The following is a 15641-nucleotide window of genomic DNA, read 5'->3' on the forward strand; positions in this document are numbered from 1 at the left end:
AAGCCACTTGAGGAGTTGGACGGATGGGTGCGACGTAAGCTTCGGTGTGCCATCTGGCGCCAATGGAAGCAGCCCTCGACGAGGGCGCGCAACTTAATGCGCTTGGGGCTTGGCGAAGCTCGTGCCTGCAAGTCAACGTCGAATGGCCGCGGCCCATGGTGGAACTCGGGGGCGTCGCATATGAATCAGGCGCTGCCGAAGAAACTGTGGAACCAACTCGGACTGGTCTCGATACTGGACACGATCAACGGCTTATCTGCATAACCTGAACCGCCGTATACGGAACCGTACGTACGGTGGTGTGAGAGGACGGCGGATGCAAATCCGCCTCCTACTCGATCGTGCGCTTGCACCGCTATCGCGAGCAAGCTCGGCTCCCACTGGGGATTGTGGTGATCTGAAGGGCGAGTGATCAACCCGCTTTGGCCGGGCTGGCCAAGGCGTTTCCGGCCACGGGCGATGGTGGGCTTTTCATCAGGGCATTCAATGCCTGCCCGTAGTTTTTGCCCGCCAGGCTCATGCTGTTGTTATGCGTCGCCCCCGGCACCAGCAGCAGGTGCTTGGGCTCCCGGGCGGCGTTGAACAGTTGCTCGCTGAAGCGCGGCGGGACGTAACGATCGGCAGAGCCATGGACCACCAGCAGCGGCATGTTGATCTCGCCGATTTTGTCGATGGAGTCGAATTTCTGCGACAACAACCAGCTCACCGGCAGGGACGTATTTGCCATCGCGGTGGCGACATCGCCCAGGGAGGTGAACGTGGATTCGATGATCAGGCCGCGGACCTGGGCAGCGCCATTCTTCGCGGCCTCCTGGCCCAACTGCGCAGCGAGGTCCACCGCGACGGCACCGCCCAGAGAATGACCGTAGATCAGCCGCAGGGCCGGGTCCGGTTGCAGTACCTTGAGGCGTTCCCAAGCGATGCGTGCATCCTCATAGACGCTGGCTTCCGACGGCAGATCCCCATGGCTTTTGCCAAAGCCACGATAATCGATAGCCAGCACCGAATAACCCAGGGCCCTCAGTTGCTGGATACGAAACAACTGGCCGGTCAAATTCCAACGCACACCGTGCAAGTACAGGATCGCCGGTGCGTTCTTGCGTTCGGCCGGCCACCACCAGCCGTGGATATTTTCCCCGGCCTTGAAACTCTTGGGCTTGAGATCGAATTCCTGCACGCCACTGGGAAGCCCACTGAACCAGCTCGCTGTCCCCGGCTCGATGCGAAAGACCAGCTCGCGTTCCTTATGCTGCAGCACTGTACAGCCCACCGGCAGCCCGACCACCATTGCGCTCATGACAAGGAAGGCCAGCCAGCGCCGCCGAAGGCGAGAGAATAAAGGTAAAGGCATCGACGCAATTCGCTACTCGAAACAGAAGATGCCTTGTAGCAGATTCTCCGGAAGCGGCGCAGGGATTTCGGACGGCCGTGGCGAGGTAGCAAACGCCCTGCCACAGGTAAACACCGCGTCCCTGTCAGTGCACATCCCCGTACTCAACCATCGTCAACACCCGTGCGTTCCGACCGTTTGCGACCTTGGGCACGCCCGCCAGGCGCTTGTGCAGTACTTGGGTCAACGACTCGCCTGGCCTCAAGCTGGCATCGCCAAAATCCCCGTCCAATTGCATCGGATGCACGATGACCTCAAGCGAGCCATATGCCGGTGGCGCGGCGTGGTCCAGGTCGGCTGGGGTGCAGACGTAGTCCGCTGTCGCGCCGCACAGGCTGCGCATGCGCCGGTTGAGCAGGGTCTTGAAGATGCGTTTGGGCAGGTTCAAGTTTGCCCCCAGGTTGCGCGCCAGGCGTATGGGCACGCCTTGCCTGGCGGCGAAGCGGGCCACCAGTTCGCCGATGGGCCAGATGTTGTGCACATGTTGATGGGAATCGAGATGGCTGGGTCGCAGGCCGTGGTCCAGGCAGTGTTGCCATTGCGCTTGCAGTTCATCTTCCACTGCCGCCAGATCCTTTGAGCCCAGGCGCAGGCAATAACGCGACAGATTCAGGTCGAACTGGCCACTGGCGTCGCAAAAAACCGCTCGTGAGGTGATCGCCTGGCCCAGCGGCAGGCCGTAGCTGAGGTTGAAATGCAAGCCAACGTGGCCGTTGAGCAACGGTTGCCGGGCCATTTCACACGCCTGACCGAAACCCGGCATGTTGGCCATGGCCGTGGTAGAACTGATCACTCCGGTCTCGAAGGCCCGCAGGATCAGCGCGTTTTCGCTGAGGCTGAGGCCGAAGTCGTCAGCGTTGACGATCACTTGGCGCGGCATCCGTCTTCTCCTGGTTCTTTGGAGGGGACGATGCCGTCGTCGCGGTCGGTTTGCTCCGGCGTTTGCCGAACCATGGCTTCAAGCTTTTCCATAGCCGCAAGGCAAACCCCAGCAGCAAGCCACCGGGCTGCCAGGAGTAAAAACTCCAGCGCCAGTGTTCCAGTTGGCCAGTCATGCGTTCGTGTAGCTGATGGCTGGAGTTCTCCAGGCTGACGCGCGAGGCATCGATCCAGTGCCAGTTCTCGTCCAGCCCCCAGCGAATCCACTCTTCGAGCAATACCCGGCCGCTGCCTAGGTCGGCATGCTGCGGCAGGAACGCCAGGTTGTAGTCATACAGCCGTCCCTGATCCAGTAAACCGAGGCGATAGCTGATGCATTCGCCGTTCAGCTCCAGCATCACCACCCGCACCAGGCCTTGGGCGGCGAGGGCGGTGAAGGCGTGGTTCATCCATTGCCGGCGCCTGGGGTCGGCGAAGATGCCGACGCCTTCCTCGCCTTTCCAACTGGCCGCCTCGACCTCGGCTAGGTTGCGCAACAACTGCCCCATGCTGATGGCATCCGGTTTCACCCGGCGGATCTCGGCGCCACAGGCGGCGATTCGCTTGCGTGCGCGGCGCAATTTGTAGCGTGGGTCGCCAGAGATTTCCTGATGGTCGCTGTCGCTGATCAAATGCACCGGCACCCGGCAACTCAGGCGTCGTTCTCCGGTGGAACTCAGTGTCATCCAGGCACTGAGGACGCTTTGCTCACCGACCGGCTCGATCACCTCGTTCAATTGCAGCAGCGCGTGGGGCAAGTGCTGACGGATCTGCATCAGCGCCTGTCCCATGCCTTCGGCGTCCAGGCGCATCATCAAGGCGATGCGGTCGGCCAATGGATAACCCAAGTGATGCAACACCCGGAACCGCAGCCCGCCGATACGCTCACGCCCCGATACCAGGGGCAGGCACAGGCACAGCGCCTGGTCTTCCCAGCCCAGCAAAACCTGTAACTGCTGCTCCGGCAGCAGGGCGAACTCCGCCGCTTGCAACCAGGCCAGGGTGTTGAAGGGCGTAGCGTCGGGCACCTGGGTTCGCAGCTGGTCATAGGCCGTTATGGGAAAGTCCTCGGCGCCCAGGGAGCGACACCATTGGAACCGGATCGCCATGGGCGTCAGGCCGCTGCAGTCGATGCAACCGGCTGGGCCGGTTTACGGAAGGCGTCCAGTGCCGAGCCGTTGTAAAGCGTGTCGCGGAAAAAACGCCAGCGACCGAACAGGCGATACACATGGGTGATCTTGCCGCGTTCCTGGAAGCCCATGCGTATATGCATCTTGATCGCTGGGATGTTCTCTATGTCGCAGACATCGACCATGGTGTCGCAGCCTTTGTCCGCCATGACTTTCCACATCTCCAGCTGCATGTCCGCCGACATCCCGGAGCCCCAGTAGGCGCGGGTCATCTCGCCGCCGAACTGAAAGTATTCGCCGGGGTTGATCGGGAAGTTGCAGCGATAGAAATGACGGTCGAAATAGTCTCGCGTGCTGCCCCAGGCGAACCCCACGGTGTCGCCTTGACCGTCCAGGTACATCAAGCCTGTGTAGCCTTCGGCGGCCAGCTCGTGCATGGTTTTGACGCGGTCGCCGAAATACCGGGCAAAAGCGTCGGCATTGTTGACTGTGATGAACTCCAGGCGCATCGGCGGGTAGGCCTTGAGATTATGCGGGGGCAGTGGGGTCCGCACATCGTGCTCCAGCCATACCAGTTGCGAGTGGAGAAACACGTAGCGTCTGAACAGCTGTTTGAGGACGGCGCGCAGGCCTTTTTTCTGGATGCGATCACGCAATTTCTGCAGAACGTTCATGGTGCCTCCTGACGGGTGGTGGGGTGGGGGGAAACGGAAGCGGTCCAGCTCAGGGCAAACAGGGTTTCTCCTGGCAGGAGAAAGTGGATTTGCCCGGCCTCGCAATTGAACGGGGCGCTGCGGCTATGGTTGTCGGGGCCGAAATACGCCAACTCGGCTTTCGCCTGGGGGCAGGGCACGCCGTCCAGGCTGACCTGTTGCAGGCGCGTGCTTTTGTTTACGCCCAGCAGGCTGCGTCTTGCGTCGGTGGCCATGGCCAGTACGTCGACTTCGAAGGCGTCGTTATCCAGGCGTAACACCTGTTCGAGCCAATGCGCTTGGATGAATTGCTGGGCCAGGCCCACCGGCTTGAGTTCCAAGCGCTGGTTGTCCAGCACTCGCACCATGCCTTTTGGGTACTCCGGTTCGTCGGCGGACTGGAACCAGTTGAGCATGTCCAGCCAACCGTCCGCCGAGGCGTTGATCACCACGGACGTCCACCACAGGGCGGCGTAATGGGTTTCCTGGTCGTAGGGGCTCAGGCTCGAGCCGCTGGACATGTTGGTCTGGTCCAGCAGCAAGGCTTTGTTCGGCCGGCCCTTGCTGTCCAGGCCCACCAGATTCGCGGCGCGGCGCACGCTGTTGCGATAGACCCGGGTCGCCAGCAGGTCGCGGATCATCCATTCATGCCAGGCCAAGGCGTCGATCTGGTCACTGGATTCGGCCAGCAAGCGTCGCGCCCAGTCGATCCCGCGCCGGTCAGCGGCGTTTTCCGCCAGGGGACCATTGGTGAACCGGGAGCTGGCCGGTATGGCAATGCGCACCCCGGCGCGGGCGTTGGCGGGGACGGCGCGAACCTGACTGGCCATGCTCTCGAACACCTGCTTGAAACTGGCGAAATCCGGGTAGTTGAGGTTCGGCTCATCGGCGAAACTGAGGTAGTGGATACCTTTGCCGCCCATGGCGCGGGTCGACTTGAGCCAGGCCTGCAAGCCGCTGTTGCTGACGCGGTCGGCCTGCAGGTCGGCCTTGCGTGCGCTACCGGCCAGCAGGGTGATGTCCCGGGTGATGCCGAAGCGGTCCTGGTACAGGCGCCGGAACCCATCTTCATGGTCCGGCTTGGCAGCGGTAACGTCGACAAAACTGTAATAAGTGGCGGCCTGGGGCTTGAGGGCATCGATTACCGGATAAGCGGAGGGCGGGGGCATGGCGTAGGGCAGGGACATACCCAGTTTCGGAGTTGTTCCCAGGACATCGCCATAGAGTTTCAGGTGCGCTTGCCCCGGGTCCTGGCGCAGCGGGTGCAGATGCTCGGCGGTCTGGGCGAACAGGTTCGCCGTGCCGTCCAGCCAGAACGCCGCCTTGCCGTTGCCCTGCAACTGCAAGCGCCAGGTTTGCTCGACGTTGGCAACGGGCAGGGCGACCTGGTCGAACTGCCAATAGGCCGGGTATGGCTTGAGGTTCAATTGCAGCTGTTTGCCATCGGCGACGCGACGGGCTTGCAGGCTGCGCACACCGCCGTGGAACTTGCCCGCGAGCATGGCTTGCTCACCGGGGGCGACCTTGAAGTACAACTCATCGCCGTCATGGGTTTCAGCGCTGAAATGCACCTTGGCCGGAGCGAACATCGCTTGGGTATGGGCGTCGTGCTCGACGGTGTAGCGACGGAAACTGTAGCCGGGAATTTCCAGTCGATAGCTGGCGGCCCCCGGCAGCAAGGGCCACTGCTGCTCGCCACGTTCCTGGGCGGCCTTGATCAAGCGCGTACCCACCAGTCGCCCCTGGCCGTTGAGCAGGTACAGGTGCTCACTATTGGCGTTGGCCTGCCAGGCTGGTACCCAGCGCACAGTCACGTAATCCGGGCGGTCGGTCTGCAGGTACAGGCTGCCGTCGCGGATGCCGGTCCATTGCATCACCGCGCCCTGGGCCAAAAAGGCCAGGCTCCAAAGGCACAGGCCTGCAGCCACTTTCCACCAATGCTGCACTGGCCCGATCGCGAGCTTATTCGCAATGGCGGTTTGGCAGGCAACCACACTCATGTCGATTTCCCCAACAGCATCTGGCGCATCGGCAGCAAGTCGCTGGGCAGGATGATCAGTGTCTGCCACAGCGCCACGCCGCTGAGGCGGCAGTACATGGCCAGCAGCGCCACGGTCACGCCCAGGTAGGCGATTGAAGACGCGGCGGCGGCCCCGACGATGCCGTAGCGGGGAATCAGGATCAGGTTCAGCGCCAGGTTCAGCAGCGCGCCCACGCCCATCAGCAGCGAAACCGTGCCGGGGCGGTCCTTGCCCAGCAGGTCCAGGCGCAGGATGCTCGCGTAGCACAGCCCGAACAGCCCCGGCAGCAGCGCCAGCAAGGCGGGATAAGCCGGCTGGTAGGCGGCGCCGAACAGGGTGACGATCAGCCATTGGCCGATCAGCGCCATGCTCAGGCAGGCGCCGAGCATCACCGTGGCGGTCAGGCGCAAGGCCAGGGGCGTCAGGCGCTGCATGTCGCGGTCCTGCTGCAACAGGCGTTTCATCAGCGGCGTGGTGACGGCTTCTGGCACGATCAGCAGCAATTCGGCGGCGGCGCTGGCCATGGCGTAGTGACCCAGGGCCGTGCTGCCCAGCAGGGCACCGATGAACAGGAAGTCCGAGCGCAGCAGCACTTGCTGGAACAGCAGGTCCGGATGGCTGCGGGCGCCGTAGCGCAGCAGTTCGTTCTGATGGGTGCGATCCCAGCGCAGGGTCACCACATGATCGCGACGCAACCACATCCAGCCGGCCAGTACCACCAGACTCAGGCCCGCCAGCCAACTGATCAGCGCCGCTTCCAGGGCCGCATCTTTCCACATCCAGAACAACACCAGGAACAGCACCAGTGGCGCCAGGGATTCCATCAGGCGCAAGGCATTGAAGGCACCCACGCCGCCGGAGGCGTTGTGCAGCGTCAGCAGACCGCTCTTGAGCACGGTCAACGGCACGGCCAGCAACAGCAGCCAGGCGAGCAATCCCAATTGCGTGGTGATGTCCAGCTCGCCGCCGAACTCGCGTACCAACGCCACCACCAGCAAGGTCAGCAAGCCGGCCAACAGGCAGCCGAAGACCAGCACCTGGCTGAGCAACAACCCCATCGAGCGCTGCTGCGCCGCCTGATAACCCACGGCGCCATTCAGCCCACCGCTGGTGGCGGCGCTGATCAGGTCCGGCAGGGTGCTGAGCAAGGCAAACAGCCCGCGTTCGCTGGGCCCGAGAATCCGCGCCAGCAGCACATTGCGCACCAGGCGCAGGCCGATCATCGCCAGGCGCGTGCCCATGCTCAGTGCCAAGTGCTTGAGGTAATGAGCGCGGCTCATGGGCGTGTCCCGCGGCGAATGCGCCAGGCCAGCAATTCAGGGTGATGGGCATTGCTCTGACTGACGCCGAAGCGCGGCAGGTTCAGCGGGTCACCGTCGTTGCGATACAGCCCCGCCTCGGTGCCGAGGGCGAAGGCAAACCCATGGGCCGCCACCTGTTGGCGCACCCGGGCATCGTGATCGCCGTTGGGGTAGCAATACACCGGCAACGGATGGGCACAGCCGTTTTCCAGGGCGATCCAGCTGCGCGTCAGTTCTTCGTGCAGGCGCTGGTCATCCAGCCCGGTCAGGATCGCGTGGCTGGCGCCATGGGGACCGAAGCGGATCAGCCCGGAATCTTCGAGCATGCGCACCTGGGGCCAGTCCAGGGCCTGGGGCTGGGAACCCTGGGGGCAGGCGTCGGTGAGGTCGCTCAGCGTGTGGGTATCGAGACTCTTGAGGCTTTGCAGGTAATGCAGCAGCGCCAGGCTGCGGCGCTCGTCGTCGATGTCATCGAGCAGCACCGGTAACGGTCGACCGACGTGCTGCAAGTGCTCGATCAATGAGCGCCGTGCCACCTGGCCATGGCTGCCCCAGAGGGTTTCGCCGATGCTTTCCCACCAGAAGTGCTGGCGACTGCCGATGAAATCGGTGGAGAGGAAAATACTTGCCGGCACCTGGTATTGGCGCAGCAACGGAAAGGCGTTCATGGCATTGTCGCGCCAACCGTCGTCGAAGGTCAGGGCCACTCGCGGACGGTTCGGAACGGTTTCGGGATCGGCCAGCAACAAGGTCATCAGCGGCACGCACTCGAAATGCCGTAGCAGCCAGATCAGCAAATGTTCAAACGCTTCGGGCCCCACGCACAGTTCGTTGCGGTGGGGCAGTTCGGCGGCGCGGTCGTTGTTCAGTACACGATGGAGCATCAGGATCACGCCGGCGCCACGCAGGGGGTGGCGGCCCAGGGACGTGTTCAGGTACAGCCAGCCGCCGGTGCGCTTGAAGACTTGTTTGATTGACATGGGCCGTCCTCCTCAGCGGTTCTGTTCGGGGTTCCACTGGCTGTAGCGCTGGCCCCGCAGGAACTGCCAGAGCCCGATGCTCATGCCCGCCAGCGTCACCAGCACGAATGCGGCCAGGCGAAAGGGCCGGGGCAGGCGGTGGCGCGCGTCCATCAATCCGATCAGCGCCATGGCGTAACCGAGCAGTTGCGCCACCAGGCTCAGGCGATAGAACGGATGGTCGTTCCACAGCCAGGCATTGCTCAGCAAGAGCGGCAGCAGCAACACCGGCGCCAGGCGGCGGATCAACTTGTGGCTGATCAAGCCGATGGCGTAGAGCCCATGGCGCAGTGGGTTGAGCAGTTCCCGGCGCTGAGCCAGGCTCTGCAACCCGCCAACGGTGACCCGCTGGCGTCGGCGAAATTGCTTGTCGGCTTCGTCCACGCCCTGGTCGGTCACCCGGGCCATGGGGGCATAGACGATGGACTTGCCGGCAGCTGGCGCGCAGGTGCTGAGGAAAAAGTCATCGTTGACCTGGGCCGGTATCGGTTGGAACAGCACCCGGCGCAGGGCCAACAGCGCGCCGTCGGCCGAGACCATGCAACCGGTGCGACTCTCCACCCGACGCAACCAGCCTTCGTAATGGCGATACAGGCTGTCGCCCAGGCTCAGGCCCTTGCCCGGCACCGGGATTTCCATGTGCCCGGCGCAGGCGCCGACTTCTGGATCGCCCAAGGGCGCCAGCAGATGGCTGAGGGTGTCGTTGGCCCATTGGTTATCGGCGTCGGTGAACACCAGGATCTCGCCGTGGCTGTGGGCGACACCGGTATTGAGGGCGGCAGCCTTGCCTTGGCGCGGCAGGTCGAGCACGGTGATGCGCGGGTCGATCACCTTGCGTGCGCAGGCCACCGTGTCGTCGGTGGAGCCGTCGCTGGCGAGGATGATTCGCAATGAATGGGCCCGATAATCCTGGGCCAGCAAGGTGCGCAACTTGTCCTCAATGTGCCGTGCCTCGTTGTGGGCGGCAATGACGATGCTCACGTCCATCGGAAGCGCCTTGCCGTAGCGCCGCACCGGAAACAGCGGCGCCAGCAGGCTCAACATCAAGGGATAACCGAGGTAGGCGTACACCGGCAGCAACAGGCACGACCAGTAAATGAATTCAGCCACGGGCAGGTCTCCTGGCATTCCAATGACACAGATTGAGCAGCAGTGCGGCACCGGTCAGGTGCAGGCGCACCCCATGCAAGGCCCACAGTTGAAGCGTCAGGCGCAGGTCGCGCCGACTCTGGCGCAGGCTGAGGAACAAGGCCGGCAGCGAGGTGATCAGCATCAGCATCAGCGCCAGACGCAGCTGCCCCTGCAGCAGCGCCACCAACGTCAGCAAATCCAAGCCCCAGGCGCCAATGGACAGCGCCGGGAAGCGCAGCAGGCGCAGGCTCGGACCATGGCTGCGCAGCAGCTGCAAATGACTGCCCTGGCGCCACAGCTCCTTGCTCATCCACTCGCGCCAACTGCCTTCGTAGCCCCAATGCAAGGCCACGCTTTCATTGACCAGCAACAGCTGCGCTCCGGCCTGGCGCAGGCGCCAGGAGAAGTCCTTGTCTTCACCGGTGCGCAGGCTCTCGTCGAAGCCGCCGACCCGTTCGAACCAACTGCGGCGCATCAACAGGTTGGCGCTGGGCAGCCACTGCACCCGATGCAGGAGACGTGATGCCGGGCGTTGGCTGCGGCGCTGCCAGGCTTCGGCGAACCACGGCGCCTGCCGGGGCGTGTCCAGGTCCAGGCCCAGCACATCGCCCTGGTGGCCTTCGAGCTCCAGCAACAGCTTGAGCCAGTCGGCCGGCATTTCGATGTCGGCGTCGATGAACGCCAGCCAGTCGCCGCTGGCGACGGCGGCACCGCGGTTGCGCAGGGCGCCGATGTGCACGCCGGGTACGATCAGCACCCGCGCGCCCAACTCATTGGCGATGCGCGGGCCAGCGTCGTCGGAACCGTTGTCCACCACGATCAATTCGCACTCCAGCTGCGCCTGGCGCGCGGCTTCCTGCGCAGCCAACAGCGTGCGGCCGATGTGACGCGCCTCGTTGTACATCGGGATCACAATGCTGACCCGGCTCATGGGCGAGCCTCCAGTGGCGCGGCCCGTTCGGCGTCGTAGCGCAACACGCTGGTGAGGGCGAGCATGATCCACAGCAACTTGTGGTTCGGCGCACTGAGAAACATCAGGAACAACGCCAGCGAAAGGAAACTCATGCCCAGGTGCGTCAGCAGGTCGGCTTGCGCCCAGTCCCGGCGTTGCAGCCAGAGGCGTCGGGCATGCAGCAGGTTGTACAGGCCAAGGCCAATCATGCCGACGAACATCAGCCCGCCCGGCACGCCGATTTCGCTGAAGATTTCCAGGTAGGTGTTATGGGCCCGGCGATACAGATCCCCCAGCTTGCGGTTGGCCGAGAACGCCTTGGCATAGCCGGTGGGCGCGTAGTGCAGGGGAAAGGTTCCGGGCCCTGACCCGAGTATCGGGTTCTCGCGGATCATCTGGCTGCCTACCAGGATGTACGAGGCGCGGCGGCCCAGGGACTCGTCCTTGTGGGCGCTGGCGCCGGCACTGAGGATGCTCAATGACTGGATGCGGGCGACGTAGCCGGCCGGCATCACGGCGATTGCCAGGGGAATGATGATCGCCAGCCCGAGCATGGCGAAACCCAGGTGCCGTGGGCGGATACGCGGCAACTGCGCGCGGTAGTGATACAGCCCGATCATCAGGCTGAGCAACAGCACCACCAGTCCGGAGCGCGACTCGGTCTTGGTCATGCCACCGAGCAACAGGATGAACCCTGCGCTCCAGAACAATCGGTGCAACAGGTTCGGACTGCGCAGCACCAGCCACAAGGCCAGCGGTACGGTGAACGCAATCAACAGGGCAAAGACGTTGGGGTCTTCCAGCAGGCCGGAAGCGCGGCCCTGATCCTGATATTGGGCCGAGAACATGGCGAGCACGCACGTGGTGGAGACGCTCACCGTCATCAGGCGGGCGAACAGGTCCAGGTTCAGTTCGCGACCGATCAGCAGGGTGATCACGAAGAGAATCAGCCCCACCGTCAGCTCTCGCAGGTGGGTCAGGGACAGGTCCATGTTTTCCGAGAGCAACAGACTCAGGCCATAGAGCACCATGAAGCCGATCAGTGGCCGCCAGATATTGCTGCGCAGGCGTGTCGCGGGAATCTGGTGCACCGCCAGTTGCAGCATCAAGATCAGGATCAGCGCCAGGCCAAGGAACTTGCTGCCGGAAAACGCGCTGTCCTTGAACAGGCCTTCGAATGGCACCAGCGCGGCAATGCCCAGCAAACCCCAGCCGGGCTTGCGGTACAGCAGGGCGACGCCGACCAGGCCGAGCACCGCGCCCGGTGCCAGGAACGGATAAGGGCTGGCCAGCAACGCCAGGCACACAAGGCCCAGCAGGCTGACGATCGAGAGCGGGACAATCATGAGCGAGCCTCCCGTGCCGTGCGGATGTAAAGCTGCGACCAGCATTCGGCCAGCGTGCGCAGGTCGTAGCGGTCCCGTTGGGTACGGCGTGCGTTATCGGCCAGGATCCGCGCCAGGGGCGGTTCGCTGAACAGTGTTTCGATCTGCGCTGCCAGTTCCGCGCTGTTGGCCGGTGCCGCGAGCAGGCCGTTATGACGGTCCTGCAATACGTCGGGAATGCCGCCGACGCCGAACGCCACCACCGGCACGCCGGCCTGCATGGCTTCGAGCAGAATCATCGGGGTGCCTTCGGTGCGCGAACTGATCACCAGGGCGTCGAGGCGACTCCACCAGGCGTTCATGTCGGTCTGGTAGCCTGGCAATTCGATACGCGTGGGCAGTCCGGCGTCGGTGATGCGCTTGAGTAGCGCCTGGCGCTCAGGGCCGTCGCCGAGCATCACCGCGTGCAGCGATGCATGCTTCTGGCACAGCGGAATCATGGCGTCGAGAAACAGGTCAGGACCTTTCTCGCTGCTCAAGCGGCCGACGTAGCCGACCCGCCAGCGTTGCTTGTCGGCGCGATGGGCCAGCGGCGTGCTGGCCGCTGGCAGGCCGTTGGGAATGACGTCGAGTTTTTCCGCCTGCACGCTGGCCCGGCGATGCAGCGTGGCGATGCTCTCGGCCACGCAGACGACCCGCTTGACCGAGGCGGTGCGGCACAGTTGCAGGCTCAGCCAGGTATAGAAGCGCTGCTTGGGGCTTCGTGGGGTGAAGCCATGCTGGGTAATCACCAGCGGCAGGCCCAGCAGCGTGGCGGCGGACCAGCCGAACAACAGCCCCTTGAAGTTGTGGGTGTTGATCAGCGGCCGCTCGTCCCGGCGCTGGCGCAAGTGCTGCAACAACTCGGCCCAACTGGCGCAATGACGGCAATCGACCCCGGCCTGGCGAAAACGCTTGATCAAGGTGGGGGGCGCCGCCAGGAACAGCACTTGGTGCTGCCCAGGCGTCGCCAGGCAATGATCGAGCAGCATCCGCTCGGCCCCATAGAAGCCGCCGCTGTCGAGCAGATGAATGATCGACAGGGGACTGCTGTGGCGGGTCGGGCCGAACGGCGCGTTCAATTTCGCACCCAATGGACAAGGCTGGGCAGGCTCCAGTTGCGGTGCGGGTTGACCTTGTCGGGGGACTGTTCGTTGATGACCAACAGCACCGGCACATCCAGTTGCTGGGTGATTTGTGCTGGGTGCTTGAAGCGATGGTCGAAGAACTCACGCACATAGACCAGGGCAATCGCCAGCAGCAGGCCGCTGAACATGCCGAAGACAATGATCAGCATCGGCTTGGGAAAGGCCGCAGCGGTTGGTTCGAACGGCGGGCTCAGGACCCGGGCGTTGGACAGGTCGTTGTCCAGCGAACGCGCGGTGCTGGCTTCGGCGAAGCGCTGGGCGTAGGTGGAGAAGGCCGCATGCAGGGCGTTGATCTCGGTGTCCATCTGCCGCAGCTTGCTCTGGGTTTCCTGCAATTGATGGATACGCTGCTTGAAGGCGGCGATGCGTTCGATCTTCTGATTGATCACCGAACTGACCACCGCCAGATCGGTGGTGCGTTCCTGAATGCGGTTGTTCACCACCTTCAGGAACTGCTGGCGCGTGCGGACGATCTGTTCCCGGGCCAGCAGCATCGGTTCGCTGCCGGGCTGGAAGATCGCCAGGTCATTCATGTAGCGGCTGACCTGGCTGGTCAGTTGCTCGCCCAACTGTCTGATTTCCCGGTCTTCGAAGGCAATGTTGTCCACGGTGGTGGTGAAGGTGAACGGGAAGGTGTAGTCGTTGAACCGCGAACTGTTCGCCGCCGCGAGACTGGTCTTGAGGTAATCGAGCCAGCGTTGGCTTTGCAGCAGGCGATCCTGGTACAGGTTCAGGGCCTGCTCTTCGGTATTGATGGCGTTCAGGCGGAAGGTGACTTCTTCCTTGGGATCGGACGATCCGATGTTTTCAAGCAGCCCGAGCCGGTTGCTTTCCAGGCCGTCGAGACGGGTCTGGTACTGGGCTTTCTTCTGCTCATAGAACGTCTGCGGCAGTTCGATCGATTGCAGGTCCTGGCGGCTGCTGAGGTAGTTCTGCAGCAGTTGCGCCACGAACCGGGTGCCCTGGGCCGGGTCGCCGAAACTGTAGACGATGGAGATGACGTTGGAGCCGGGCAGGGTCTCGATCTTCAGGTTTTCGATGGCCTCGTCGGTCAGCGTATCGAGCACGGTGTCGCGCACCGGATCGACTTCCAGCCCCAGGCCATCGCGCAACGGGTTGATGACGTACTCGCGCAGGGGCTGGGTGATGTAACGCTTGAGCGGCTCGCTCACCCATTTGTTGAGGATGCCCGGGCTGGGCGTGTATTCGCCCCGGTCGCGCAGGGTGCTGATGGTCTGCCGGATCAACGCTGGCGAGCGCAGGATATTGCTTTCGGTTTCCATGTCCGCCAGGGACGGCGGGATGAAGGTCGCGTTTTCCTGGTTCAGCGACGTGGTGGCGTCGCCCTGGGAGAGTTTTTTCGACTGGACGATCACCTGGGCGGTGATATCGAAGCTCTGCTTGAGCATCAACGGCAGCACCAGGGCGATCACGGCGAAAATCAGGAAGATACGCTTCACCCACTGCTTGTTGGCGAAGAAGATCCTGAAGAACTCGTGCAGATAGTTTTCCTTGGGGTTCATGATCGGTCACCTGAGTTTCAGTTGTCGCTGCCTTTGTTGTCGACGCGGTAGCCGAAGCCGAACCCCACGCCCTGGAACAGCACTACGTCGGCCAGTTGCCTGGCCGTTTCGCCGGCTTTGGCCAGTCCGGTCTTGGGCACGTACAACATGTCCTCCGGCTGCAGGTAGGCGATCTGCGAGGCGTCGCCGCTCAAGGCCTTTTCCACGTCGTAGTGACGGGCTTCGACCTGGTTGCCGTTGCGGCGCATGATCATCACCGAGTCGAGCCGGGCCTTGACGTTCGTGCCACGGGCCAGGGTCAGGGCTTCGAGAACCGAGATCGGCCGGCGGATCGCATAGGCGCCGGGTTGGGCCACTTCACCGAGTACATAGATCTCGTTGCCGGCGGTGGACTTGAGCAGCACATCCACGGTCATGTGGCCGGGCAGTTGGGCGTAGCGCTCGTTGAGGAAGGTCTCCAGCTGGGTGACGGTCATGCCTTGCAACGGCACCGAGCCAATTTCCGGGAAGCTGGCGTAGCCATCCCGGCCCACGATGATTTCCCGACTCATGCCCGTGGCCGGGTGGGTCAGGGTGTTGCGCAGGTTCGCCTCGCCGGAGAGCGGGCTGGTCACCAGGACGGTCAATTGGTTGCGATTGGGTTGGAACAGCATCTTCTGGTCATAGGCACGCTGCACCGCCAGGCGCGCCTCGTCGGTGGTCAATCCGGCGACTTTCACCGAAGTGTTGGCGCCCGGCAGTTCGATGGTGCCGTCGGGCATCACTTGTTGCGTGCCATTGAGCTGGCTGGCGGCGGTGAAGTTCAGGGCAACCTGGTCGCCCGGTTGCACTCGATACGCCTGGGAGGAGGTCGTGCCGATGTGGAATATCACATCCAGCACATCCTGGGGCCGCAAGGTCTGTTCGACCTTCGGCATGTCGGTGGCCTGGGCATTGGCCGGCGCAGCCGTGAGGATCTGCACCGGCATCGAGCGGGTATCGCTGGTACTGGAGCAACCGGCAAGCGGCAGCAACAGCAGGACAAGCATTCTGGCGTTCATCTCGTCATCCTT

At 63.4% G+C, this 15641-nt stretch carries 14 protein-coding genes; 1 reads left to right on the forward strand and 13 read right to left on the reverse strand.

Annotation, left to right across the window (positions count from 1 at the left end):
- Positions 1–264: group II intron maturase-specific domain-containing protein (locus BLT00_RS15185; RefSeq protein WP_305883203.1), on the forward strand; the 264-nt coding region annotated here is incomplete at its 5' end.
- Positions 265–412: 148 nt separating this feature from the next.
- On the opposite strand, the gene BLT00_RS15190 is transcribed toward BLT00_RS15185, so the two are convergent.
- The 13 genes from BLT00_RS15190 to BLT00_RS15250 all read right to left on the reverse strand — a co-directional run bounded on the left by BLT00_RS15190 (position 413) and on the right by BLT00_RS15250 (position 15629).
- Positions 413–1351, reverse strand: a complete 939-nt coding sequence (locus BLT00_RS15190) for an alpha/beta hydrolase (RefSeq protein ID WP_092144313.1) — start codon at positions 1349–1351, stop codon at positions 413–415.
- 124 nt (positions 1352–1475) lie between these two features.
- Positions 1476–2270: a ChbG/HpnK family deacetylase gene (locus BLT00_RS15195; protein ID WP_092144317.1), complete on the reverse strand. Its 795-nt coding sequence runs from the start codon at positions 2268–2270 to the stop codon at positions 1476–1478.
- Positions 2242–3417: a GNAT family N-acetyltransferase gene (locus tag BLT00_RS15200; protein WP_092144319.1), complete on the reverse strand. Its 1176-nt coding sequence runs from the start codon at positions 3415–3417 to the stop codon at positions 2242–2244. Before BLT00_RS15200 ends, BLT00_RS15195 begins: the two co-directional genes overlap by 29 nt.
- 5 nt (positions 3418–3422) lie before the next feature.
- Positions 3423–4112 carry a GNAT family N-acetyltransferase gene (locus tag BLT00_RS15205; protein WP_063320352.1) on the reverse strand — a complete coding sequence of 230 codons (690 nt, stop codon included), beginning with the start codon at positions 4110–4112 and terminating at the stop codon, positions 3423–3425.
- Complete coding sequence (locus tag BLT00_RS15210; protein ID WP_175456218.1) at positions 4109–6004, reverse strand: hypothetical protein; 1896 nt, start codon at positions 6002–6004, stop codon at positions 4109–4111. The genes BLT00_RS15205 and BLT00_RS15210 overlap by 4 nt, the downstream gene beginning before the upstream one ends.
- A 122-nt stretch (positions 6005–6126) precedes the next feature.
- Entirely contained in the window at positions 6127–7431 is a 1305-nt protein-coding gene (locus BLT00_RS15215; protein WP_092144323.1) for a lipopolysaccharide biosynthesis protein, read from the reverse strand.
- A complete protein-coding gene (locus BLT00_RS15220; RefSeq protein WP_063320354.1) occupies positions 7428–8432 on the reverse strand; it encodes a polysaccharide deacetylase family protein in 1005 nt (334 codons plus the stop codon). Before BLT00_RS15220 ends, BLT00_RS15215 begins: the two co-directional genes overlap by 4 nt.
- Positions 8433–8444: 12 nt before the next feature.
- Positions 8445–9581, reverse strand: coding sequence for a glycosyltransferase family 2 protein (locus tag BLT00_RS15225; RefSeq protein WP_092144325.1), 1137 nt, complete (start codon positions 9579–9581; stop codon positions 8445–8447).
- Positions 9574–10533, reverse strand: coding sequence for a glycosyltransferase (locus tag BLT00_RS15230; RefSeq protein ID WP_092144327.1), 960 nt, complete (start codon positions 10531–10533; stop codon positions 9574–9576). Before BLT00_RS15230 ends, BLT00_RS15225 begins: the two co-directional genes overlap by 8 nt.
- Positions 10530–11900, reverse strand: coding sequence for an O-antigen ligase family protein (locus BLT00_RS15235; RefSeq protein WP_092144328.1), 1371 nt, complete (start codon positions 11898–11900; stop codon positions 10530–10532). Before BLT00_RS15235 ends, BLT00_RS15230 begins: the two co-directional genes overlap by 4 nt.
- Positions 11897–13000: a glycosyltransferase family 4 protein gene (locus tag BLT00_RS15240; RefSeq protein WP_092144330.1), complete on the reverse strand. Its 1104-nt coding sequence runs from the start codon at positions 12998–13000 to the stop codon at positions 11897–11899. Before BLT00_RS15240 ends, BLT00_RS15235 begins: the two co-directional genes overlap by 4 nt.
- Complete coding sequence (locus BLT00_RS15245) at positions 12997–14589, reverse strand: GumC family protein (RefSeq protein ID WP_092144332.1); 1593 nt, start codon at positions 14587–14589, stop codon at positions 12997–12999. Before BLT00_RS15245 ends, BLT00_RS15240 begins: the two co-directional genes overlap by 4 nt.
- Before the next feature lie 17 nt (positions 14590–14606).
- Positions 14607–15629, reverse strand: a complete 1023-nt coding sequence (locus BLT00_RS15250) for a polysaccharide biosynthesis/export family protein (protein WP_046063509.1) — start codon at positions 15627–15629, stop codon at positions 14607–14609.
- Positions 15630–15641 lie beyond the last annotated feature (12 nt).

Source organism: Pseudomonas sp. NFACC51 (genome assembly GCF_900103575.1).
In the GTDB taxonomy this organism is placed as follows: Bacteria; Pseudomonadota; Gammaproteobacteria; order Pseudomonadales; family Pseudomonadaceae; genus Aquipseudomonas; species Aquipseudomonas fluorescens_Q.

Bases quoted from the DNA above. Each gene is read 5' to 3' on its own strand.
- BLT00_RS15190 (WP_092144313.1), bottom strand. From the start codon at position 1,351: ATGCCTTTACCTTTATTCTCTCGCCTTCGGCGGCGCTGGCTGGCCTTC.
- BLT00_RS15195 (WP_092144317.1), bottom strand. From the start codon at position 2,270: ATGCCGCGCCAAGTGATCGTCAACGCTGACGACTTCGGCCTCAGCCTC.
- BLT00_RS15200 (WP_092144319.1), bottom strand. From the start codon at position 3,417: ATGGCGATCCGGTTCCAATGGTGTCGCTCCCTGGGCGCCGAGGACTTT.
- BLT00_RS15205 (WP_063320352.1), bottom strand. From the start codon at position 4,112: ATGAACGTTCTGCAGAAATTGCGTGATCGCATCCAGAAAAAAGGCCTG.
- BLT00_RS15210 (WP_175456218.1), bottom strand. From the start codon at position 6,004: ATGCAATGGACCGGCATCCGCGACGGCAGCCTGTACCTGCAGACCGAC.
- BLT00_RS15215 (WP_092144323.1), bottom strand. From the start codon at position 7,431: ATGAGCCGCGCTCATTACCTCAAGCACTTGGCACTGAGCATGGGCACG.
- BLT00_RS15220 (WP_063320354.1), bottom strand. From the start codon at position 8,432: ATGTCAATCAAACAAGTCTTCAAGCGCACCGGCGGCTGGCTGTACCTG.
- BLT00_RS15230 (WP_092144327.1), bottom strand. From the start codon at position 10,533: ATGAGCCGGGTCAGCATTGTGATCCCGATGTACAACGAGGCGCGTCAC.
- BLT00_RS15235 (WP_092144328.1), bottom strand. From the start codon at position 11,900: ATGATTGTCCCGCTCTCGATCGTCAGCCTGCTGGGCCTTGTGTGCCTG.
- BLT00_RS15245 (WP_092144332.1), bottom strand. From the start codon at position 14,589: ATGAACCCCAAGGAAAACTATCTGCACGAGTTCTTCAGGATCTTCTTC.
- BLT00_RS15250 (WP_046063509.1), bottom strand. From the start codon at position 15,629: ATGAACGCCAGAATGCTTGTCCTGCTGTTGCTGCCGCTTGCCGGTTGC.